This window comes from Streptomyces sp. NPDC001914 (genome assembly GCF_042891215.1).
In the GTDB taxonomy this organism is placed as follows: domain Bacteria; phylum Actinomycetota; class Actinomycetes; order Streptomycetales; family Streptomycetaceae; genus Streptomyces.
This window is the reverse complement of record NZ_JBIASW010000023.1, coordinates 64,280-86,459: the sequence shown is the minus strand read 5'-3', so window position 1 is coordinate 86,459 and position 22,180 is coordinate 64,280. Positions and strand designations below refer to the sequence as shown.

The following is a 22,180-nucleotide window of genomic DNA, read 5'->3' as shown; positions in this document are numbered from 1 at the left end:
CACGCCGGGCAATGAAGCGGATGCGAAACCTGGCGCGTGGTTCCGTCGTTGTCCTCTTCTACGACTCGCGCGCGGGGTGGAAATCGAACAGACGCGGTTCCGGGGGAGGGTTTCTGACGGTGCGTCGCGCCGGTGTTCCCCGGGTCGGCGGGGCGCGCGCGGTGGACGGCCGGAACGTGCCGTCGCGGCCGGTACCGCCGAACGTGTGCCGGTGCGTGCCGGGCGCGCCTACGGTGCCGGGGCGGGGTCGCACGCTCCGCGCCCGTCCCCCGGCCCCTCCACGAAGTGGTCGAACTCGCCCGCCCGGACTCCCAGGACGAACGCGTCCCACTTCCTGCGGGTGGTCGTCACGACGTTGTCCGGGGTGCCGGTCTCGCGGATGTGGACCAAGTCGTCCTCACCGAAGGCGACTTCGATCCAGGGGCCCGGCCCCGTGGCGTCCTCGGGAGCGGCGCGGGTCCAGTCGAGGCCGGCGGAGGCGTCAGTCACGGTCGCGCTCCTCGGACTTCCGCCGGGTGGGCGTGGGCATCGCGGACTCCAACTCCCCTGTGTGACCGCAGGCGTTCGCGGCCACCGTATCCCTGCCCCGGAACCCGCACTCGCCAACTCCTGCGCGATCAATGTTCTTTCTCTGGATCGGCGCCCTCCCGGGATCGCCGGTGTCGTTTCCGCACGCCGTCCGTCCGTAAGCCGCGTCGCCGCAGGCTTGGCCACGGCAGGCGCATCGTGTGCGGTTGCCGTGCCCGTGGGTGCGAGAGCGCGGCTGAGGGTGGGTCCCCGGTCGGGCTGTCATGGGCGGGTGCCGGGTGCCGGGTGCCTGGTGCCGAGGGGGTCGGATGGGGGCGTCGTGGCTGGTGAGGGGTGGTGGCCGGGCGGGGGTGGCGTTCACAGGTGATACTCGGACTGGTCCGAGGTTTTTCTCACCCGCTTGCGGCAAGGTGAGGGGCGATGAAGAGCATCCGCATCACCCGTCTCGCCGAGACCCGGCGGCCGGTACTGCTCGCTGCGGCCCTGGTGCTGCTGGCGGTGACGTCCTCGTCCGTCGCCGCGGCCGACGACGGTCCCGGGCCGTTCGGCGTGACCGTCCGGGCCGCCGAGAACAGCCGGAGCGCCCGGGTGGGCGCCCTGTTCCACGGGAGCGCCGCGAGCGCGGGCGGCGGGGGCCATTTCTGTTCGGCCTCCGTCGTGCACAGCGAGGGGCGGGACCTCCTCGTCACCGCCGCCCACTGCCTGGACGGCCAGGCGGAGCTGTCCTTCGCGCCCGGCTACCGCGACGGCAGGGCGCCCCACGGGTTCTGGGACGTCGAGGGCGTGTTCCTCCCCGAGGGGTGGAGGAAGGACCAGGACGAGGACAGCGACGTCGCCTTCGCCGTCCTCGCCACCCGCGACGGCGAGGAGGTCGAGGACGTCGTCGGCGGCAACGCCTTCGCCGCGCACCGCGCCACCGGGGCGACCGCCGTCACCGTCACCGGATACCCCGGCTCCCTCGACACCCCCATCACCTGCACCGACAAGCCCACCGCGCACAGCCGGACGCAGCAGCGCGTCGCCTGTCCCGCCTTCGCCGGCGGCACCAGTGGCAGCCCCTGGGTGAACGGGGACGGGGCCGTCGTCGGCGTCATCGGCGGTCACGAACAGGGCGGGGACACCGACGACGTCTCGTACAGCCCCGTGTTCGGCACCGAGGCCGAGGATCTGTACCGCGTGGCCGCCCTGGCCGGTTAACGCCCCCGCGACGGGACATACCGGCCCGTCCGCGCGCGCGACGGCCCTCTCTGGCGGAGGCCCGCCTCTACACTGACGTCGGCGGACTCCTGTGCGGCGAGGGGCGGTTGACGGTGCGTAAGGCCTGGATCGTGGCGACCGCGGCCGTGGGCGCGGGGATGGGCTTCGTGATGGTGCTCGTCGTCGGGGTCTACCTGGTCGCCGGGAACCTCGCGGGCGGCATCGGCGGCGGATCGGTCGGGCTCGCCAAGGGCGCCGTGCCGGCCGCGTACCAGTCCCTCGTACAGAAGTGGGGCAATCTCTGCGACGCGATCAATCCCGCACTGCTCGCCGCACAGCTCTATCAGGAGAGCGGATTCAATCCGAACGCGAAGAGCCCGGCACAGGCGCAGGGGATAGCGCAATTCATTCCGGGGACGTGGGCCACGCACGGCGTCGACGGCGACGGGGACGGCGTCCGTGACGTGTGGAACCCGAATGACGCGATTCCTTCGGCCGCCTCGTACGACTGCGAGCTCGCCTCCTATGTGAAGAACGCTCCGGGAAACGTCACCGAGAACATGCTCGCCGCCTACAACGCGGGCGCCTACGCGGTCATCAAGTACGGGGGCGTGCCGCCGTACGCGGAGACCCGGAACTACGTGAAGACGATCACCACGCTGGCCAAGAGCTTCGCCGCGCCCGTCACCCGGGTGGACCCCTCGAAGCAGGCCGCCGGGGCCATCACGTACGCGCAGAAGAAGCTCGGCACCCTCTACCTGTGGGGCGGCAACGGCACGGCTGACCAGGGCGGACGGTTCGACTGCTCGGGTCTGACCAAGGCCTCCTACGACAGTGTCGGGGTGACCCTGCCGCGGGTGGCCAACGACCAGTACAACGCGGGGCCGCACCCCAGGCGCGACGAACTGCTCCCCGGGGACCTGGTCTTCTTCTCGGACGACCTCACCAACTCCCGGGCCATCCGGCACGTGGGCATCTATGTGGGCGGCGGATACATGATCGACGCGCCCAGGCCGGGTGCCGTCATCCGGTTCGACCCCATCGACACGCCCGACTATTTCGGGGCCACACGGGTGACCGAGGATGGCGCGAAAGCGTTGCCCACTTCGGTATGAATCCACCCTCTGATCTGCGGCGATATCTCTCTTCGATAACGTGTGCGTGATCATTCCGTGGAGGGTGGAACGTAATGGAGGGGACCGTGCGTTCCTGTTGACGTAGAGAACGGATCTACAACCACGGGGGTGGACGGAGCGGCGCGCGAAAGGGCGCGGTCGCGGCAATGACGACGAAGGGGCCGCAGCGCCATGGCGCAACTCGCCGAATCCGGTTCGAACCCCGACGTCGACCTGCTCTACGACATCAATGGCCTGGCCAAGCACACACCGCACTGGTTCGACCGGATCATGGAGTTCGTCGGCGAGTGGGGTCTTCTGCTCGCGATGGTCCTTCTGATCGTGTGGTGCTGGGCGACCGTGCGGCGGCGGGGCGGATCCGACGCCGCGGCGACCGTGGCCGCACTCGTCTGGGCCCCGCTCGCGGCCGGTGTCGCCCTCCTCGTGAACGTCCCGATAAGGGGTTTCGTGGAGCGTCCGCGCCCCTTCGTCGACCACCAGGGTCTCGACGTCCTCGTGGGCGGCAAGACCGACTTCTCCTTCGTCAGCGACCACGCGACGATCACCATGGCCATGGGTGTCGGACTCTTCGTCGCCCACCGGAAATTCGGGCTCGCCGGGCTCGCGCTGGCGCTGCTCGAAGGGTTCTGCCGGGTCTTCATGGGCGTGCACTACCCGACCGACGTCATCGGCGGATTCGCGCTCGGCACCGCCGTCGCCCTGCTGCTGTCGCCGCTCGCCATGGCCCTGCTCACCCCGGTCATGAAGGCCGTGGAGACGGCGCCGCGCGCGGGCCGGCTGATCCGGGCGCGCGGCACCGCGCCCGCCGGGCGGGAGGCCCTGATCCCGGGGGCGCGGTCCGAGCACGCGGAGGAACGCGACCTCGCCGCTTAGCCCCCGGGCCGGCCGCGGCGTTCTTACGGAGTCCCGGGGCACCCGCAGTGGATCCCGGCCCGGCTTCAGAGTGCCCTTGGGGACGTTTCAGAGTGCCTGGGGGAACGAGAAGAAGCGGTTCGGGTCGTACTGGTGCTTCAGGGCCGCGAGCCGCGTGGCCGCGTCGCCGTAGTACGCCTTGCGCCAGTTGGTCAGCGTCGCGTCGGTGTAGTTCTGGTAGGCCGCACCCGAGGCGTACCGGGTCATCGCGTTGTGGGCTCCTGTCAGCCAGGACTGGGCCGTGCCGCCGGAGGTGCCCGCCCGCCAGGAGACGATGTACTGGGCGAGCATGCGCGAGCGGCGGTGCACGAACGCGGTGGACGTCGGCGCGACACGGTTGACGGCGCCGCCCAGCGCGGTGAGCGCGATGCTGCCGGCGCCGCCGCGTACCGCGGAGATCTGGCTCAGGAGCGTCTGGATTCCGGCCGTCGTCATCGAGCGGTCGAAGAAGTCGGAACGGGCCGCGTACGTCTCACGGCCGAGGGCGCCCTGCGGGCTGCGGCCCGGCGTCGAACCCGGCAGGTGGCACTGGGCGTCGGCGGAGAACGACGAGCAGCCCGCGTACACCTCCATCGCGTCCTCGTACGAGCGCCGCTTGAGGGAGACGCTGCGCGCGGGGGAGCCGATCCGGTCCGCCAGCCGGTCCACCGCGTTCTGGAGTTCGCCGTAGGTGCCGAGGGAGAAGGCCGCGATGGAGACGGTGGGCGTGCCGCCGGACGCGTTGGCCAGGTGGCAGGACGACCAGATCTCGTCCGGCTGGCTCGGGCCCCACTCCTGCCAGGCCTTCACCACCGCGGCGGCCTTGGCCCACGGCCAGGTCATGTACGCCGTCACGCCCTGCGGTGCGGGGTGGGTCTTGAAGCGGAGCTCGGTGACGACGCCGAAGTTGCCGTTGCCGGCACCGCGCAGCGCCCAGAACAGGTCCTTGTTCTCGGTGGCGTTCGCGGTGAGCTGCTTGCCGTCGGCGGTGATCAGCGTCGCCTGCGTGAGGCTGTCGCAGGTCAGTCCGTACGCCCGCGACACGACGCCGTGGCCGCCGCCGAGGGTCAGGCCGGAGACGCCGACGGTGGGGCAGGAACCGGCCGGGATGGTGACGCCCTTCGCGGCCAGCGCGCGGTAGACGTCGATGAGCTTGGAACCGGCGCCGACGACCGCCTCGTTCGACGAGGCGCGGATCTTGTTCAGCTTGGAGACGTCGATGATGAGGCGGCCGTCGCCGGAGGACCAACCCGCGTAGGAGTGGCCGCCGTTGCGGATCGAGACCTTCACGCCGTGGGCGCGGGCGTAGTCCATGGTCGTGCGGATGTCGTCGGCGTGGGCGACGTAGGCGACGGCGGCGGGCTTCAGGTTGTCGAAGCGCGTGTTGTAGAGCTGGTGGGCGGCGGTCCAGCTGCGGTCGCCGGGGCGGACGAGGGCGCCGTCGAGTTGGTGGGACAGGGCGGTCCAGTTGGCGGCCGCGCCGTTGGCGGCGGTCGCCGTGCGTATGCCGGTGGTGTCCGTCGCCGTGCTCGTGGCGCTCGCGCTCCCGGCCGCCTTGCCGTCGGCGTTCGCGCCGCCCTTGTCGCTGCCGGTGCAGGCGGATGTCGCCGCCGTCGTGAGGACGGCGGTGGCTCCGCCGATGAACGAACGCCGTTGCATGTGTGCCTCCCGTGGGTTCCGTGGAACGAGACGGGCCCCCGGGCTCTGGGGTTCCGCGCGGCTGTGTCGCAGAACGGCTACAGCACGGGGCATCTCAGCACACCGGGGTGCGGGTTCGGTCCGGTGGGTGGGGCGGGGCCGTCACCGGTGGGCGTCGCGGGTTCCGCCGGTGGGCGTCGCGGGTGCGGTCCGGTGGGTGGGTCGGGGCCGTGCCGGTGCATCAGGCCGTCGCTGTCGGGCGGAGAAGTGACCGTTGGTGGCGACGGCCATCGATGTACCGGCACGTCCCCTCACGCCGCATTCCGACTGCGACTGCGTCGTGGTGGCCTGTCCGGGGCATGCCGCTGGATCCCGGCTGCGGGTGCGCGTGCGTGAGTTTCAGCCCCGGCCGGCGAAAGTTTCAGCCCCTGCGGCGTTTGAGCAGCGGGGTCTGGGGCGGAGCCCCAGGTTCGGGACGGGTAGGGGCGGAGGGGGCGAAAGGAGGCTGGCGGTGGGGCGGGTCAGGGGGTCGTGGCCAGGGTGTGCGTCGTTGCGTCCGTGCGGGCCTGGCTCCGGGCGCGGCGGGCCGGGCCGCGCCAGCCGCAGGTGCAGCGGGCCAGGCAGAACCGGCCTTGCTCGACCGTGGTCGTCCGGTGGCCCGTGGCCGGATCCGACTCGTCCAGATGCTCCACACGGACAACGTTACCCAAGCCAAGTGAACGGATTCCTGCCGCGTGACGGGCGCCTCCACCTGTCGTTAACCGGACGACGGAATGGCCCGGGACGGACCGGCTGGGGGTCGGTGGACGATGGTGGCGCAGCAGCAGGAACGCGCGGCGGTCCTGATCGCGTTCGTCGCGGCGGGACTCATGGTCTGCGGCACCGGATGCTCGGGCGGCGGGGCGCCCGCGAAGGACGTCCGCAGCGGCCCCGGCACCGTCGACCCGCTGCGTCAGGCGGTGGCCGCCCTGGAGCGCGCCGGCAGCGCGAAGGCCACCACGTCGATGGAGATGGCCACCGGCGGGACCCGGGTCACCATCCGCGGGCAGGGCGTGTACGACTTCAGGAAGCAGACCGGGCGGCTGAAGGTGCTGCTGCCGCAGGATCCGGCGGGAGCGGCCGAGCACCGCCCGATCACCGAACTCCTCGCTCCGGGCGCTCTGTTCATGAAGAACCGGGGGGCCGGCGTGCCCGCCGACAAATGGGTGCGGGTGGCGACGGCCGGCCTCACGGACGGCAATCTGGTCACGGGCGGCGCGACCGACCCGTACGCCGCCGCCGAACTGCTGCGCGGCGCGCGGTCGGTGACCTATGTGGGGAAGACGGAGGTCGCCGGGATCTCCGTACGGCACTATCGCGGCACCGCGGACCTCGGCACGGCCGCGCGGGACGCCTCGGCGGAGCAGCGGCCGGCGCTGAGGGCGGCTGCGAAGGGGTTCGCCACCAGCGCGGTGCCGTTCGACGCCTACCTCGACGACCAGGGGCGGCTGCGCAAGGTCAGGCACCGGTTCAGCTTCGTCAACGGACAGCGGAAGGGCACCGTCGCGGTCGCGTCCACGCTGCTGCTGTACGACTTCGGCAGCCCCGCCGTCGTACGGCTGCCGGATTCCTCCGACATCTACGCCGGGAAGATCGCGGAGTAGTGGCTTCCGGGGGGATGGCAAGAGCATCCGGAGCCGTAGCTTCAGAGGAGGGCTGGAAATGGCCCTTCCGTGCCATGCGCGGTGTGTAGGCCGCTCCCTACTCTAGGAAGTCGGTGACGGCAGGAAGAGGTGATGCGCGTGGCTCCGGTCGGCGGTGCGGCAGTTCAGGACCACGTGGCCCTCGCCGAGATCGACCTGTGCGGCGAGCTGATCATCGCGGCCTCGGCGGCGCACGAGGACCGTCTCAGTCTGGAGAGCATCGACGCGGTGCTGAAAGTGGCCGAAGAGCGCGCTCCCGGGCAGCGGGGCGGGGAGGACTAGTCCTTTCCGCCCCTTCCCCGTGGCCGAGGCGCGTGCGTCGCGGATGTCACATGCGTCGTATCTCTCACGTTTCGCGCACTTCGCGGCCGTCGCGGGCGGCTCAGGTGCGCAGCAGGCGGCCGATCGCCTTCGTCGCTTCCTCGACCTTCGCGTCGATCTCGTCCCCGCCCTTGAGGGCCGCGTCCGCGACGCAGTGCCGCAGGTGCTCCTCCAGGAGCTGGAGGGCGAAGGACTGGAGGGCCTTGGTGGAGGCGGACACCTGGGTGAGTATGTCGATGCAGTAGACGTCCTCGTCGACCATCCGCTGGAGGCCCCGGATCTGGCCCTCGATGCGGCGCAGCCGCTTCAGGTGCTCGTCCTTCTGCTGGTGGTAGCCGTGGATGCCGCGGTCGTGGTCGGTCACGGTCTTCCGCGGGTCGCCGGAGGGCGCCGTCGCGCCGGCCTCGGTGGTCGTCATCGCGTCCTCCTGCTGGATCCGATCGGCGATCCTGTCTGAAACGCCACTTACATATACCCCTGGTGGGTATATCGTACCGAACTTTGCTGGGTATGGAGCCCTTGCCCGGCGCCGGTACCGGACCCCGTGCTGATCACTGTGCCTGATGGGCGACACTGGGTGGCGGCCCATTAGCCGTGGCCGGATGATGCGCCTAGCATCAGCCTGACCGAACCGAAGCACCCCGAGGACCTCAACGTGCGCTTTCGTCTGACCCCCAGGGAGACGAGCTTCTACGACATGTTCTCCGCGTCCGCGGACAACATCGTCACGGGCTCGAAACTCCTGATGGAACTGCTCGGGGCGGACACTTCCGCTCGGGCCGAGATCGCAGAGCGTATGCGGGCCGCGGAACACGCCGGTGACGACGCGACACACGCGATCTTCCACCAGCTGAACTCCTCCTTCATCACGCCCTTCGACCGCGAGGACATCTACAACCTCGCCTCGTCCCTCGACGACATCATGGACTTCATGGAGGAGGCCGTCGATCTCGTCGTCCTCTACAACGTCGAGGAACTCCCCAAGGGCGTCGAGCAGCAGATCGAGGTCCTGGCGCGAGCCGCCGAGCTGACCGCCGAGGCCATGCCCAATCTGCGGACCATGGACAACCTCACCGAGTACTGGATCGAGGTCAACCGTCTGGAGAACCAGGCCGACCAGATCCACCGCAAGCTGCTGGCCCACCTCTTCAACGGCAAGTACGACGCCATCGAGGTGCTGAAGCTCAAGCAGATCGTGGATGTGCTGGAGGAAGCGGCCGACGCGTTCGAGCACGTGGCGAACACGGTGGAGACCATCGCCGTCAAGGAGTCCTGACCCGTTCATGGACACCTTCGCTTTGATCGTGACCATCGCGGTCGCGCTCGGTTTCACTTACACGAACGGGTTCCACGACTCGGCGAACGCCATCGCCACGTCCGTGTCCACGCGCGCCCTGACGCCTCGGGCCGCGCTCGCCATGGCCGCGGTGATGAACCTCGCCGGGGCGTTCCTCGGCAGCGGGGTCGCCAAGACCGTCAGTGAGGGGCTGATCCAGACGCCCGAGGGCTCGAAGGGGATGGGCATCCTCTTCGCGGCGCTCGTCGGCGCGATCACCTGGAACCTGATCACCTGGTACTTCGGTCTGCCGTCCTCGTCCTCGCACGCGCTGTTCGGCGGCATGGTCGGCGCGGCTCTGGCGGGGGGTACGACGGTCTACTGGAGCGGCGTCCTCGACAAGGTCATCATCCCGATGTTCCTGTCGCCGCTGGTCGGTCTGCTCGTCGGTTACCTCGTGATGGCCACGATCATGTGGCTGTTCCGGCGGTCCAACCCGCACAAGACCAAGCGCGGCTTCCGTATCGCGCAGACGGTGTCCGCGGCCGGCATGGCGCTCGGGCACGGTCTTCAGGACGCCCAGAAGACGATGGGCATCGTGGTGATGGCGCTGGTCATCGCCGACGTCCAGGGGCCGGGCGATCCGATCCCGGTCTGGGTGAAGATCGTCTGTGCGGCGATGCTGTCGCTGGGTACGTACGCGGGCGGCTGGCGGATCATGCGGACGCTGGGGCGGAAGATCATCGAGCTCGATCCGCCGCAGGGGTTCGCCGCGGAGACGACCGGGGCGTCGATCATGTTCGCCACGGCGTACCTCTTCAAGGCGCCGATCTCCACGACGCATGTCATCACCTCGGCGATCATGGGTGTCGGGGCGACGAAGCGGGTGAACGCCGTGCGGTGGGGGGTCGCCAAGAACATCGTCCTTGGCTGGTTCATCACCATGCCGGCGGCGGCGCTGGTGGCCGCGGCCAGCTTCTGGGTCGTGAATCTGGCGTTCCTGTAGGAATGCGAGTACGACGCCGCCGGTGTCCGGCGGTGCGCGGGGCCGGTCCCTCTGGGCCGGCCCCTTCGTCTTTCCGCCCGGGTGGCATGGGCGGCGGCCGGGGGCTCCGCCCCCGGACCCCCGGTTTCCCACCCGACCACCCGTCTCGGTCGGCTGAGAAGGCACCGGAGGGACGAGACAGGGCCCGCCCCGGAAGCCGGGGCGGGCCCCATCTCGTACTCGCCGCCCCATCTCGTACTCGACGTCCCGGCTCGGTGAGCCGGAAGGCCGCCCTCGCGCGATGTCCGACGCTCGCATCCAGCCTGCCGGGTCCGGTTCGCCCCGGCAGCAGAAGCCAACAGGCCCCCCGGGAAGGCGGGCAAACGAGCGGGCCCGCCCCCGGGAGCCGGGGGCGGGCCCTTCTCGTCCTCGCGGTGGCACCGCCATGCAGCACCGCGAGGGGTTTTCGGGAGGCGGTCCGGTCAGCCGAAGCGACCGGAGATGTAGTCCTCCGTGGCCTGGACGGACGGGTTGGAGAAGATCCGCTCCGTGTCGTCGATCTCGATGAGGCGGCCGGGCTGGCCCACCGCGGCGAGGTTGAAGAACGCCGTGCGGTCGGAGACGCGGGCGGCCTGCTGCATGTTGTGCGTCACGATGACGATCGTGAAGCGCTCCTTCAGCTCACCGATCAGGTCCTCGATGGCGAGGGTGGAGATCGGGTCCAGGGCCGAGCAGGGCTCGTCCATGAGGAGGACCTGCGGCTCGACCGCGATCGCCCGCGCGATGCACAGACGCTGCTGCTGACCGCCGGACAGGCCGGACCCGGGCTTGTTCAGCCGGTCCTTGACCTCGTTCCAGAGGTTCGCGCCCTTGAGGGACCGCTCGACGATGTCGTTGAGCTCGGACTTCTTGTAGGAGCCGTTGAGCTTCAGGCCCGCCGCCACGTTGTCGAAGATCGACATGGTGGGGAAGGGGTTGGGGCGCTGGAAGACCATGCCGATGGTGCGGCGCACGGCGACCGGGTCTATGCCGTTCCCGTACAGGTCCTCGTCGTCGAGCAGCACCTTGCCCTCGACGCGGCCACCCGGGGTGACCTCGTGCATGCGGTTCAGGGTGCGCAGGAAGGTCGACTTGCCGCAGCCGGAGGGGCCGATGAAGGCCGTCACGGAGCGGGGCTCGACCGTCATCGAGATGTCTTCGATCGCCTTGTGGGCGCTGTAGTAGGCGGTCAGACCGCTTACGTCGATTCGCTTGGCCATGTCAGTCACTGCTTCTTTCGAAAGGATCGGGTCGCTGATCGGCCGCGTCAGCGGCCCGTCTTGGGCGCCTTCCAGCGCGCGATGGCGCGGGCACCCATGTTGAGGATCATGACGAACAGGATGAGGGCGAGCGCCGCCGCCCAGGCCCTGTCGGTGGATGCCGGGGTTCCCGCCGCGTACTGCCGGTAGATGTACAGCGGCAGCGAGGCCTGCGGGCCGTCGAACGGGTTGTTGTTGATGAAGTTCGTACCCCACACCAACAGCAGCACGGGAGCGGTCTCACCGGTGATACGCGCGACCGCGAGCATCACACCCGTGGTGATGCCGCCGATGGACGTCGGCAGGACCACCTTGAGGATCGTGCGCCACTTCGGGATGCCGAGGGCGAGTGACGCCTCACGCAGCTCGTTCGGGACGAGCTTGAGCATCTCTTCGGTGGAGCGGACCACCACGGGCATCATCAGGATCGCCAGGGCCATCGCGCCGGCGAAGCCGGAGTAGCCCATGTCCAGGATCAGGATCCAGAAGCTGAGGACGAACAGGCCGGCGACGATCGACGGGATACCCGTCATGACGTCGACGAAGAAGGTGACGGCCTTGGCGAGCTTGCCGCGGCCGTACTCGACGAGGTAGATCGCGGTGAGCACACCGATCGGCACGGCGATGAGCGAGGCGATGCCGACCTGCTCCAGGGTGCCGATGAGCGCGTGGTAGATGCCTCCACCGGTCTCGGTGTCGGCGACCACACCCATGGAGTGGCTGACGAAGTAGACGTCGAAGACCTTCACGCCGCGCTTGAGGGTTTCCCAGACGAGGGAGACCAGCGGGATGACCGCGACGATGAAGCAGACCCAGACCATGCTGGTGGCGACGCGGTCCTTGGCCTGGCGGCGGCCCTCGACGCGCGCGGCGAAGACGTACGTGCCGAGGACGAAGAGGATCGCGGCGATCAGGCCCCACTGGACCTTGCTGTCGAGGCCGGCGGCGAAGGAGATGCCCACGCCGAGCGCGAGGGATCCCGCCGCGAGGGCCCACGGGGCCCACTTGGGAAGGCTGCCGCCGCGCAGGGAGCTGGCGTGCTTGCGGGTGACCGGTGCGTTGCTCATGCGTTGGCCCCCGAGTACTCCTTGCGGCGGTTGATGATCAGGCGCGCCGCGCCGTTCACCAGCAGGGTGATCACGAACAGGACCAGACCCGAGGCGATCAGGGCGTCCTGGCCGAACTCCGTGGCCTCGTTGAACTTGGCCGCGATGTTCTGGGCGAAGGTGCCGCCACCGGGATCGAGCAGGCTGGCCTGGATGTCGAAGGTCGGGGAGAGCACGGTGGCGACGGCCATCGTCTCGCCGAGCGCGCGGCCGAGGCCGAGCATCGAGGCGGAGATCACGCCGGAGCGGCCGAAGGGCAGCACCGACATGCGGATGACCTCCCAGCGCGTGGCGCCGAGGGCCAGTGCGGCTTCCTGGTGCATCTGCGGAGCCTGGCGGAAGACCTCACGGCTCACGTTCGTGATGATCGGGAGGATCATGATCGCGAGCAGGATGCCGACGGTGAGCATCGAGCGGGGCGCTCCGCCCTGCCAGGTGAAGATGCCGGTCCAGCCGAAGTAGGTGTCGAGCCAGCCGAACAGCCCGTTCATGTGCGGTACGAGGACGATGGCGCCCCAGAGGCCGTACACGATGGAGGGGACGGCGGCGAGCAGGTCGATCACGTACGCGATGGGTCCGCCGAGCTTGCGCGGCGCGTAGTGCGTGATGAACAGGGCGATACCGACCGCGACCGGGACCGCGAGGGCCATGGCGATGATCGCGGAGACCACCGTGCCGAAGGCCAGCACCGCGATGCCGAAGACCGGCGGCACCATGTTGGTGTTCCACTCGAAGGTGGTGAGGAAGTTGCCCTCGTTCTTGCTGAGCGCGAGGGAGGCGCGGTAGGTGAGGAAGACCGCGATGGCGGCCATGATCACCAGGAGGAGGATGCCGGAACCGCGGGAGAGGCCGAGGAAGACGCGGTCTCCTGCGCGGGTGGCGCCGCGGGCGGCGCGCTTGTCAGCGGCACCCGAAGATCGTGGGGTGGGGGGAGGTGCTTCAGTGCTCTGTGTCGATATGTCCATCATGAGTCTCCGGTCTGCGGAGCCGGTTCGGGTGGCGGCTCCAGGCGGCGGTGCACCGGACGGTGCGGCCCGCCTCGGCGAGGCGGGCCGCACGCTGGGTCAGCTCAGGCTCGAGATGGTGGAGCGAACCTTGGTGATGATCTCGGCGGGGATCGGCGCGTACTTGGCGGCGGTGAGCTGCGCCTGGCCGTCCTCGCTCGCGATGTAGGTGAGGAAGGACTTCGTGGCGGCCAGGGTGTCGGCCTTGTTGCCCTTCTCGCAGAGGATCTCGTAGGTGACCAGCGTCAGCGGGTAGGCGCCGTCGGCGGTCGGCTTGTAGTTCATCTCCAGGGCCAGGTCGCTGCCGGTGCCGACGACCTTGGCGGAGGAGATGGCCTTGGTGGCGTTCTCGACGGTGGCGGCGGCCGGGGTGGCGGCGCCCGTCTTGAGGGCGGCGGCCTTGATGGAGCCGCTGGCGTAGGAGAGCTCGAAGTACGAGATCGCGCCGGGGGTCTGGTTCACCTGCTGGGCGAGACCGGCGGAACCCTGAGCGGACTGGCCGCCCTTGGCCTGCCAGGCCTTGCCGCCGGAGTAGTTCCAGTCGGACGGGGCGACGGCCTTCAGGTACTTGGTGAAGTTGTCCGTGGTGCCGGACTCGTCCGAGCGGTGGAACGCCTGGATCTTGGTGGAGGGAAGCTTCGCGTCGGGGTTCAGCTTCTTGATGGCCTCGTCGTCCCACTTCGTGATCTTGCCGTCGAAGATCTTGGCGAGCGTGGAGGCGTCCAGGACGAGGTTGTCGACACCGTCGAGGTTGTAGCCGATCGCGATGGGGCCGCCGACCATGGGCAGGTCGACCGCGTTGTTGCCGCCGCAGACCTTCTTGGCGGCCGTGGCCTCTTCGGGCTTGAGCGGCGAGTCCGAACCGGCGAACGCGGTCTGGCCCTGGGTGAACGCGGTGACGCCGGCGCCCGAGCCGGTCGGGTTGTAGTTGATCTGGACGTCCTTGCAGGCGGCCGTGAAGGCCTTGACCCAGGCGTCGATCGCGTTCTTCTGCGCGGAGGAGCCGGAGGCCTGCAGCTGACCCTTGGCGTCATCACACTTGATGGCGCTGTTGTTGCTGGCCGAGGCCGAGCTGCCGCCACCGCTGCTGTTGCCGGTGTCGTCAGAACCGCACGCCGTGAGGGCCAGGGCGCCGGAGACGGCGAGAGCACCGAGGGTGAGGGCCCGCCGGTTCATGCGCTGAAGCTTCACTTCGGGAGTTCCTTCCAGGAGCCGCCGTCAGGTGGCGGCGTGCGATGTCTGTGTACTGCGGTCCGTAGCGATGAGATGGATTCGCCCTGGGGCTTCCTTCGCACCGCGTAAGGCCGAAATTAGGCAGATCAGGTGAAGGCGCCGAAGGCCGTAAGTGAACGAGGGGTGAACCCCTGACGGCGGTGCGGTGAGGTCACGGAACGCTCACGTCGAGGACACGGCCGTGTCCCGGCGAAGGGGGCCGGAAGGGAAACTCCAGGTAATCGGACGGGGGTGGTCGCGACACGTGACGCCCAGGTTCCCGTCATAGCTCATTCGCCCCGATTTCCTCATGAGCGACAGCGAAGGGCGCGCTCACTACGGTGCGTGCCCGCCGTCGGCCCTCAGGTTCGATTCCGCGCATGGCCGTGCGCCGCGCCGGATACCGGGGCGGCGCCTCTCCTTTACCAGGGGAACACGTCAGGCCAGACGCAGCGCGTCCAGCAGCGCGTCGACCAGATCGCGGTCGCGCGGCTGGGTCAGGCGGTGGCGTGCGGCGGTGGGGGAGAGCCAGAGCACGCGGTCGACCTCGTCGTTCGGGGCGAAGCGGCCGGCGCCCGCCTCGGCGGCCCAGTAACGGACCTCCTTGGGGCGTCCGCCGACGGCATAGCGCAGGGTGGGGAGCACGGAACCGGGGACGGCGCCGTAGCCCGTCTCCTCCTCGACCTCGCGCAGCGCGCCGGTCAGGAATTCCTCGCCCCGTTTCAGCTTGCCCTTCGGGTGCGACCAGTCGTCGTACTTGGGCCGGTGGACGAGGCAGATCTCCAGCGCGGAGTCGACCGGGGAGCGGCGCCACAGGACGCAGCCCGCCGCGTGGATCGTGTCGTCGGCCATGGGGCCTCCCTCAGAGGGTGCGTACGGCTTCCTTCTGCCATGCCTGCTGGAAGGCGAACCGGGCCGCCTCCACCTCGTGGCGCTGGTCGGCGTGCAGCACGCCGAGCGCGTACGCCGTCGCCGGCGCGATGCGCGGAGTGCGTGCCGCCGAGGCTGCCGCGGACGCCGCCTCGGCGGCGTCGCGGTGCCGGTTCAGGGCCTTGCCCGCGCCGAGCAGGCGTACGTCGACGGGGCGCTCGCCCCGGTGCAGCACCTCACCGGCGTAGCGGTGCAGCCGCAGCAGCAGCCGGACCTGGTGCCAGGGCGCGTCCTGCGGCTGGGGGGCGGTGTCGGCGGAGAGGCCGTGCACGAGGGCTTCGGCGTTGTAGGCCCGGCCCGCCACGATCAGCGGCAGCGCGCTGACGGCGTCGGCCAGCCGTTCCTGGGCCGCGGCGGCCAGTGGACGCAGATCGGTGCTGTCCGCGGCCGGGGCCAGCGGAACCTCGCTGGCGAGGACGGCGACGCTGTCGGCGACGGCGTGGAAGCGGGAGGAACCGAGCGCCTGGAGGGCGGCGGAGTGGGCGCGGGTGCGGGCGAGCGTGAGCTGGCGGTCCAGGAGCGCGCCCGCTTTCGCGGCGCCGACGGTGAGACTGCCGGTCTTGGGGGCCGCCGCCGGGGCCCGCCCTGCCTGGAAGGGCAGGGCGGCGGTGCCGGACAGCCGGTGCAGCGCGCCGATCAGCCGTTCCAGGCGCGCGGCGTAGGCGTGTTCGCGGGCCAGGGTGCCCGAGAGCCAGGCCAGTTCGGGGCGCATCCCCTCCGACCAGTCCGCGTCGAGGAGCGGCCGGAAGGTGTGCAGGCTGCCGCTGATGCGGCGGGCGGCGTGGCGCAGGGAGCGCGCCGCGTCGCCGGACTCCCCTCCCGCGCTCGCCGCGCCGCCGGTTTCCCGGTGCTGGCGCAGCGAGCGGAGGAATTCCGTGGCCTGGGCCCGCAGATAGCCCGCGAGGGCGTCACCGATCGGGATGTCTCCCGTGTCGGGGGGGTCCGTTTCGGCCACGGATCCGGTGGGGGGATCAAGGTGCTGCTGTGCCACGCCGGCGCCTCCGGGCGTCTATGAGCATCTCCTGGACGTTCCGCAGGGGCTGGCCCTCCGCGTCGGTCGCGTGGCGGATCCACTCGCCGTCGGGGCCGAGGTGCCAGGAGGCCGTGGTGTCGGACATGCCGGTCTCCAGCAGCCGGTTGAGGGCTGCGCGGTGAGCCGGGTCGGTGACCCTGACCAGGGCCTCGATCCGCCGGTCGAGGTTGCGGTGCATCATGTCGGCGCTGCCGATCCACACCTCGGGTTCGCCTCCGTTGCCGAAGGTGAAGACCCGGGAGTGCTCCAGGAAGCGGCCGAGGACGGAGCGGACCCGTATGTTCTCGGACAGGCCCGTGACGCCGGGGCGGACGGCGCATATGCCGCGCACCCACACGTCGACCGGCACGCCGGCCTGGGAGGCGCGGTAGAGCGCGTCGATGAGGGCCTCGTCGACCATCGAGTTGACCTTGATGCGGACGAAGGCGGGGCGTCCGGCCTTGTGGTGCTGCACTTCCTTGTTGATCCGCGCGACGAGGCCGTCGCGCAGCGACTTGGGCGCGACGAGCAGCCGGCGGTAGGTCTCGCGGCGCGAGTAGCCCGAGAGCCGGTTGAAGAGGTCGGAGAGGTCGGCGCCGACCTGGGGGTCGGCGGTGAGCAGTCCGAGGTCCTCGTACAGCCGGGCGGTCTTCGGGTGGTAGTTGCCGGTGCCGACGTGGGAGTAGCGGCGCAGGGTCTCGCCCTCCTGCCGGACCACGAGCGACAGCTTGCAGTGGGTCTTCAGGCCGACGAGGCCGTAGACGACGTGGCAGCCGGCCTCTTCGAGCTTGCGGGCCCACTTGATGTTCGCCTGCTCGTCGAAGCGGGCCTTGATCTCGACCAGGACGAGGACCTGCTTGCCGGACTCGGCCGCGTCTATCAGCGCGTCCACGATCGGCGAGTCGCCGGAGGTGCGGTAGAGCGTCTGCTTGATGGCGAGCACGTCCGGGTCGGCGGCGGCCTGTTCCAGGAAGGCCTGCACCGAGGTGGAGAAGGAGTCGTACGGGTGGTGCAGCAGGACGTCGCGCTCGCGCAGCGCGGCGAAGATGTCGGGCGGCGACGCCGACTCGACCTCGGCGAGATCGCGGTGGGTGCCCGCGATGAACTTGGGGTACTTCAGCTCGGGCCGGTCGAGGGAGCCGATGCCGAAGAGGCCGGTGAGGTCGAGGGGACCGGGCAGCGGGTAGACCTCGGCCTCGGAGATCTTCAGTTCGCGTACGAGGAGGTCGAGGACGTAACGGTCGATGGACTCCTCGACCTCGAGGCGCACCGGCGGGCCGAAGCGGCGCCGCATGAGCTCCTTCTCCAGGGCCTGGAGCAGGTTCTCGGCGTCGTCCTCCTCGACCTCCAGGTCCTCGTTGCGGGTGAGCCGGAAGGTGTGGTGCTCCAGTACCTCCATGCCCGGGAAGAGCTCTTCGAGGTGGGCCGCGATCACGTCCTCGATGGGGACGTAGCGGTTCGGGGAGGCCTCCAGGAAGCGGGAGAGCAGCGGCGGGACCTTGACGCGGGCGAAGTGGCGGTGGCCGCTGACCGGGTTCCGTACGACGACGGCGAGGTTCAGGGACAGGCCGGAGATGTACGGGAAGGGGTGCGCGGGGTCGACCGCCAGCGGGGTGAGGACCGGGAAGATCTGGTGGCGGAAGAGGGTGAACAGGCGGGCCTGCTCCTTCTCGGTCAGCTCGCTCCAGCGGACGAGGTGGATGCCCTCCTCCGCGAGCGCGGGGGCCACGTCCTCCTGATAGCAGGCCGCGTGCCGGGCCATGAGCTCGCGGGAGCGGGCCCAGATCATCTCCAGGACCTCGCGGGGCTGGAGGCCCGAGGCGGACTTGGTGGCGACGCCGGTGGCGATGCGGCGCTTGAGGCCGGCCACCCGGACCATGAAGAACTCGTCCAGGTTGCTGGCGAAGATCGCCAGGAAGTTGGCGCGCTCCAGAAGGGGCGTGTTCGGGTCCTCCGCGAGTTCCAGAACGCGCTCGTTGAACGCGAGCCAGCTGCGCTCGCGGTCCAGGAAGCGGCCTTGCGGCAGCATGATCCCGTCCTGTACCGAGTCCTCGTACGCGTCGAGGTCGGCGTCGAGGTCGGGCTCCAGATCGGACACGTTCGCCGCGACGGTGTGCGGACGGTGGGCGGCGATGGAGCCGACGGACGGCTGCGGGTGCTGCACGGGTGCCTGGGCGCTTCGCTGGTTCATGGACCCATTCTTCCGTGCCGAGGGCGAGACCGGCGCGTCGGAGAGGGCGGGCGTGAGCGCGGTGATACGGAGGATTCCGTTCCGTTCGGCTGGCGTACGCTGACTCCGCGTGGACGGTGCGGACTCGTTCTCCGGCGGGGGAGAAGGCTCGGGCACGGCGGGCTGCATTCCCCGAGCGTCGCAAGGTCACCTGAATCGATGGTTACGGCGACATGACGTGCGGGATATCGGGGGGAGGCTCCCGGACGTCTGCCTGTCCGGGAGCCGTGTACACCTCCACCCGCCTCGCGTGCGCGTCGCTCGGCGCTGTCGCCGGTTACGCGTGGCGTCGGCGCAGCAGGGCGAAGGCCGCGGCGGCCGCGAGCCCGGTGACGGCCAGGAGCAGGCCGCTCTCCACGAGCTGGAGGGGCCAGTAGTGGGACTCCGGGTGGTAGGTCGTCCAGAAGTCGGTCCACTCCGATTCCCTCATGCACTTGCCGAGGGCGGCGGAGTTGTCGATTCCGGAGCACGCCATGTAGTTGCTCAGGCGCCGGCCGTCGCCTGAGACGACACCTTGTTCGAGGACGAGGGTGCCGTTCGGGAGCTGGAGCGCGGCCCGCCCGGTGGCCGTCACGGAGGGCCACAGGCTCATCCGGATCCGGTCGAGCACCTCGTACAGGACGTACGCCGCGGCCAGTGCGGCCGCTGCGGCGGGCAGGGCCCTGCGCAGGGCCAGGCCGGCGAGCGCGCCGAGGGCGAGGCCCGCGAGGGCGTACGTGATCGCCACCGGCCCGGAGGAGATGAAGACGTTCGTGTTGAACCAGCCGCCGGACAGGTGCCCGTTCCCGGCTCGGCGGGTCCAGTTGCCGAGCAGGACCGCCAGTGCGGTGCCCGCCGTCAGCAGGGCCGCGGGGACGGCGAGCCGGGTGGCGAGCCAGCGGGCCGGGGTGACGGACTGGGTCCACGCGAGCCGCGCGGTGCCGCTCTCCAGTTCGCGGCCGGTCAGCACGGCACCCGCCCAGACCGCGACCGCGAACATCTGGAACGTGACACCGGCGGAGACCAGGGCGAGGCCGTAGGAGTAGATCCTGGCCGTCGTGGTCCAGTGGACGGTTCCGCAGTCCATCGGGAACGGGTCGGCCGCGTCGCAGCCGCCGACGGTCGCGCGGGCGTCGGGACCGGCGGCGACCAGCCAGATCAGGGCCGCCGCGGCGACGAGCAGGGCGGCGCCCCAGACGTACAGCGCCGTCCGGTGCAGGCGCAGCACTGTCCAGGTCAGGCCGGAGGGGCGGTATCGGGCCGGGCCGGACGGGCGGTAGGGGGCCGGGCCGGACGGGCGTTGCCCGGTCAGGGTGCTCATGAGGTCGACCTCTTCCTCAGGACGGCGAAGGCGGCGGCGACCAGGACCGCGGTGGCGGCGAGCATGACGCCGGTCTCCAGGAGCTGGCGCGGCCAGTAGTCGGGGGAGGGGAGGTACTGGCGGGTGAAGCGGACGACGTCGTGCCGGGCGAGGCAGGCGTGGCTGTCGTAGCAGCCCGGGTCGCGGATCTCGGCGCCCGTGGAGGTGATCGCCCGGCTCCGCACGGACAGCTCGGGCTGCTGGTAACTGCCCTGGAAGGGCCAGGAGTTGGCCCGGAACATGATGACCGCGTACTGCGCGAGACCGGCGGCCGCCATGGCGGGCAGGGTGCGGCGCAGCGCGAGACCGGCGAAGGCGCCGGCGGCCAGGCCGAGGAGCGGGGCGGCGACGGTGGCCGGGCCGATGGAGAAGTACAGGGCGCGGGGTCCGATGCCGGCCAGCAGGAGATTGCTGTGGGCCGACCACAACATGCGGTACAGCACGACCAGCAGGCCCGTGCCGACGGTGACGATCAGCGCGGGGACGGCCAGTTTGGCGGCGAGCCAGCGGGCCGGGGTGACGGACTGGGTCCAGGCCAGCCGGGCGGTGCCGTTCTCCAGTTCGCGGGCGGTCAGCGGGCCGGCCGCGAAGACGGCGACGGCGAAGGTGGCGATGCTCAGCAGCGAGGCCGGGTCCTGGAACAGGTCGTTGTACACGCCCGAGAAGACCGAGCCGGTGATGCCGTCGGCCCAGGCGTCCTCCTGTACTCCCGCGTAGCCGAGGGTGTCGAGCAGGTGCTGGGTGTGGTGGGCGCCGGGGCCGTACAGCCACAGGAGCAGTCCGGCGGTGAGGACGACGAGGCCGGTCCAGATCCACAGTGCGGTGCGGTGCAGCCGCAGGACCGTCCAGACCAGGCCGCGCGGCGCGGGCAGGGCGCGGCGAACGGGGGCCGCCTCGGCGAGGGCGTTCACCGGGTCACCGCCACGGGGGCCGCGGTCGTGCCGGGGGTGAGCAGCGCGGGCGTCCGCGGGGACCGCAGATGGGCCAGGACCAGCTCCTCCAGGGAGGGGCGTTCGGCCTGCCAGCGGTCGTCCACCGGTCCGTCGTTGCGTATGAGGGCGGTGAGGCCGCGGCCGGCGGGGCGGGACTCGACGACGAGGTGCGGGGCCAGGTCGGCGGGCGTGCCGCGTCCGGTCACCATGGTGTGCGCGAGGAGCAGGTCGTCCAGGCCGCCGCCGAGCCGGATGCGTCCGTCGCCCAGGAGCAGCAGGTGATCGCAGGCGTCGGCGAGTTCGGTGACGATGTGCGAGGACATCAGCACGGTGGTTCCGCGGTCGGCGGCGTCCGCCATGAGGGTGCCCAGCAGCTCGTGGCGGGCCAGCGGGTCCAGGTCGGCCATCGGCTCGTCCAGCAGCATCAGGTCGGGCCGCTTGCCGAGCGCGAGGGCCAGGGCGACGCGGGTGCGCTGGCCGCCGGACAGCGCCCTGACCCTGGTGCCCGGGTCGAGCGAGCCCTGCTCCACGATCGCGGCGGCGTGCGCGGCGTCCCAGCGGGCGGGATTGAGTTCGGCGCCAAGGCGCAGGGTCTCGGCGATCGTGAGCTGGGGGTGCAGGGGCTTGTCCTGGGCGAGGTAGGCGATGCGTTCGCGTGCCTCGGCCGGGCCGGTGCCGAGCACGGCGAGGGTGCCGGAGGCGGGGCGCAGCAGTCCGGCGAGGGCCGCCAGCAGGGTCGACTTGCCCGCGCCGTTGGGGCCGACGAGGGCGCTGACCCGCCCGGCCGGGAGGCGGAAGGAGCAGTCGTCCAGGGCCGCGGTGGCGCGCCGGCCGTGGCGCACGGTGAGACCGCGCGCCTCGACGGCGACGGTGGATCGGGTGGTGCTGGTGGAACTCACTGGTCCCCCTTCGGGAAGTGTGCGTCCAGTACGGAGCCGAACAGCGCCGCCACGTCCTCGCGGTCGAGGCCGGCGGCGTGGGCGCTGCGGGCCCAGGCCTCGAGCTCCTCGCGCAGGGGCGAGTCCGCGGGCGCGGCGCCGAGCGTCCTGCGGACGAAGGTGCCGAGACCGCGCCTGGCCTCGACCAGTCCCTCGCGCTCCAGTTCGCGGTAGGCCTTCAGGACGGTGTTCGGGTTGATGGCGGTGGCTTCCACGACCTCGCGGGCCGTGGGGAGCTTGTCGCCCGGTTCGAGGAGGCCGAGCCGGAGCGCCTGCTTCGTCTGCTGGACGATCTGGAGGTAGGTGGCGACGCCACTGCGCCGGTCGATGCGGTACGCGACCACTCGGACAACCACCCTTTCACTAATTGAGTAGTGAAAGGGTGGTGTAAGGGGGAGGCCGTCGTCAAGTTCCGGGCCCGCGGGGCGTGTCGCTCCGGCGGTCGATCAGGGTGTTCACCAGGCACGCGAGGGCGTTCGAAAATTTCCGGCCGATGCGTGAACCGATGGGCGGGGCTCGTCCGAT

Annotated in this window: 22 protein-coding genes; 7 read left to right on the top strand and 15 right to left on the bottom strand. The window is 70.6% G+C overall.

Annotated features, from left to right (window positions below; all coding sequences use genetic code 11):
- Positions 1-228: 228 nt before the first annotated feature.
- Positions 229-489 (bottom strand): DUF397 domain-containing protein, encoded by a 261-nt coding sequence (locus ACFYYF_RS38200; RefSeq protein WP_361693317.1) that lies wholly within the window; start codon positions 487-489, stop codon positions 229-231.
- A 459-nt stretch (positions 490-948) separates the two neighbouring features.
- On the opposite strand from ACFYYF_RS38200, the gene ACFYYF_RS38195 reads away from it, so the two are divergent.
- From ACFYYF_RS38195 to ACFYYF_RS38185, 3 genes are all read left to right on the top strand, one after another.
- Positions 949-1,725, top strand: a complete 777-nt coding sequence (locus ACFYYF_RS38195) for a trypsin-like serine peptidase (RefSeq protein ID WP_388783257.1) — start codon at positions 949-951, stop codon at positions 1,723-1,725.
- A gap of 158 nt (positions 1,726-1,883) precedes the next feature.
- The gene (locus tag ACFYYF_RS38190) at positions 1,884-2,840 is read left to right on the top strand and encodes an NlpC/P60 family protein (RefSeq protein ID WP_388783285.1); all 957 of its coding nucleotides are present in this window, start codon (positions 1,884-1,886) and stop codon (positions 2,838-2,840) included.
- Between the two features lie 192 nt (positions 2,841-3,032).
- The gene (locus tag ACFYYF_RS38185; RefSeq protein ID WP_388783254.1) at positions 3,033-3,734 is read left to right on the top strand and encodes a phosphatase PAP2 family protein; all 702 of its coding nucleotides are present in this window, start codon (positions 3,033-3,035) and stop codon (positions 3,732-3,734) included.
- 87 nt (positions 3,735-3,821) lie between these two features.
- On the opposite strand, the gene ACFYYF_RS38180 is transcribed toward ACFYYF_RS38185, so the two are convergent.
- Both ACFYYF_RS38180 and ACFYYF_RS38175 read right to left on the bottom strand, forming a co-directional pair.
- Positions 3,822-5,411: an FAD-binding oxidoreductase gene (locus tag ACFYYF_RS38180; protein WP_388783251.1), complete on the bottom strand. Its 1,590-nt coding sequence runs from the start codon at positions 5,409-5,411 to the stop codon at positions 3,822-3,824.
- A gap of 500 nt (positions 5,412-5,911) precedes the next feature.
- A complete protein-coding gene (locus ACFYYF_RS38175; protein ID WP_388783248.1) occupies positions 5,912-6,082 on the bottom strand; it encodes a hypothetical protein in 171 nt (56 codons plus the stop codon).
- 117 nt (positions 6,083-6,199) lie between these two features.
- On the opposite strand from ACFYYF_RS38175, the gene ACFYYF_RS38170 reads away from it, so the two are divergent.
- Complete coding sequence (locus ACFYYF_RS38170) at positions 6,200-7,033, top strand: hypothetical protein (RefSeq protein ID WP_388783247.1); 834 nt, start codon at positions 6,200-6,202, stop codon at positions 7,031-7,033.
- Between the two features lie 132 nt (positions 7,034-7,165).
- Positions 7,166-7,354, top strand: a complete 189-nt coding sequence (locus ACFYYF_RS38165) for a hypothetical protein (protein ID WP_361693303.1) — start codon at positions 7,166-7,168, stop codon at positions 7,352-7,354.
- 100 nt (positions 7,355-7,454) lie between these two features.
- On the opposite strand, the gene ACFYYF_RS38160 is transcribed toward ACFYYF_RS38165, so the two are convergent.
- Complete coding sequence (locus ACFYYF_RS38160; protein WP_361693301.1) at positions 7,455-7,811, bottom strand: metal-sensitive transcriptional regulator; 357 nt, start codon at positions 7,809-7,811, stop codon at positions 7,455-7,457.
- 237 nt (positions 7,812-8,048) lie between these two features.
- Between ACFYYF_RS38160 and ACFYYF_RS38155 the strand changes: the two genes are divergently transcribed.
- Together ACFYYF_RS38155 and ACFYYF_RS38150 are read left to right on the top strand one after the other, a co-directional pair.
- Positions 8,049-8,669, top strand: a complete 621-nt coding sequence (locus tag ACFYYF_RS38155; RefSeq protein WP_028804313.1) for a DUF47 domain-containing protein — start codon at positions 8,049-8,051, stop codon at positions 8,667-8,669.
- Positions 8,670-8,676: 7 nt separating this feature from the next.
- Complete coding sequence (locus ACFYYF_RS38150) at positions 8,677-9,675, top strand: inorganic phosphate transporter (protein WP_361693299.1); 999 nt, start codon at positions 8,677-8,679, stop codon at positions 9,673-9,675.
- A gap of 461 nt (positions 9,676-10,136) precedes the next feature.
- Here the strand turns inward: ACFYYF_RS38150 and pstB are convergent, their stop codons facing one another.
- The 11 genes from pstB to ACFYYF_RS38095 form a co-directional block, all read right to left on the bottom strand.
- Entirely contained in the window at positions 10,137-10,913 is a 777-nt protein-coding gene (gene pstB, locus ACFYYF_RS38145) for a phosphate ABC transporter ATP-binding protein PstB (RefSeq protein WP_361693297.1), read from the bottom strand.
- A 47-nt stretch (positions 10,914-10,960) separates the two neighbouring features.
- Complete coding sequence (pstA, locus tag ACFYYF_RS38140) at positions 10,961-12,019, bottom strand: phosphate ABC transporter permease PstA (protein ID WP_388783241.1); 1,059 nt, start codon at positions 12,017-12,019, stop codon at positions 10,961-10,963.
- On the bottom strand, positions 12,016-13,023 hold the full coding sequence (gene pstC / locus ACFYYF_RS38135; RefSeq protein WP_361693293.1) for a phosphate ABC transporter permease subunit PstC: 1,008 nt from the start codon (positions 13,021-13,023) through the stop codon (positions 12,016-12,018). Before pstC ends, pstA begins: the two co-directional genes overlap by 4 nt.
- A gap of 99 nt (positions 13,024-13,122) precedes the next feature.
- Entirely contained in the window at positions 13,123-14,253 is a 1,131-nt protein-coding gene (gene pstS / locus ACFYYF_RS38130) for a phosphate ABC transporter substrate-binding protein PstS (protein WP_388783238.1), read from the bottom strand.
- 459 nt (positions 14,254-14,712) lie between these two features.
- Positions 14,713-15,126, bottom strand: coding sequence for an NUDIX hydrolase (locus tag ACFYYF_RS38125; RefSeq protein ID WP_361693289.1), 414 nt, complete (start codon positions 15,124-15,126; stop codon positions 14,713-14,715).
- A gap of 10 nt (positions 15,127-15,136) precedes the next feature.
- On the bottom strand, positions 15,137-16,195 hold the full coding sequence (locus ACFYYF_RS38120) for a CHAD domain-containing protein (protein WP_388783235.1): 1,059 nt from the start codon (positions 16,193-16,195) through the stop codon (positions 15,137-15,139).
- Positions 16,176-18,407, bottom strand: a complete 2,232-nt coding sequence (locus ACFYYF_RS38115) for an RNA degradosome polyphosphate kinase (RefSeq protein ID WP_361693285.1) — start codon at positions 18,405-18,407, stop codon at positions 16,176-16,178. Before ACFYYF_RS38115 ends, ACFYYF_RS38120 begins: the two co-directional genes overlap by 20 nt.
- A gap of 316 nt (positions 18,408-18,723) precedes the next feature.
- On the bottom strand, positions 18,724-19,746 hold the full coding sequence (locus ACFYYF_RS38110) for a hypothetical protein (protein ID WP_388783231.1): 1,023 nt from the start codon (positions 19,744-19,746) through the stop codon (positions 18,724-18,726).
- Positions 19,743-20,696, bottom strand: coding sequence for a hypothetical protein (locus ACFYYF_RS38105; protein ID WP_388783228.1), 954 nt, complete (start codon positions 20,694-20,696; stop codon positions 19,743-19,745). The genes ACFYYF_RS38110 and ACFYYF_RS38105 overlap by 4 nt, the downstream gene beginning before the upstream one ends.
- Entirely contained in the window at positions 20,693-21,616 is a 924-nt protein-coding gene (locus ACFYYF_RS38100; protein ID WP_388783225.1) for an ABC transporter ATP-binding protein, read from the bottom strand. The genes ACFYYF_RS38105 and ACFYYF_RS38100 overlap by 4 nt, the downstream gene beginning before the upstream one ends.
- The gene (locus tag ACFYYF_RS38095) at positions 21,613-21,999 is read right to left on the bottom strand and encodes a GntR family transcriptional regulator (protein WP_365495045.1); all 387 of its coding nucleotides are present in this window, start codon (positions 21,997-21,999) and stop codon (positions 21,613-21,615) included. The genes ACFYYF_RS38100 and ACFYYF_RS38095 overlap by 4 nt, the downstream gene beginning before the upstream one ends.
- Positions 22,000-22,180: the final 181 nt, after the last annotated feature.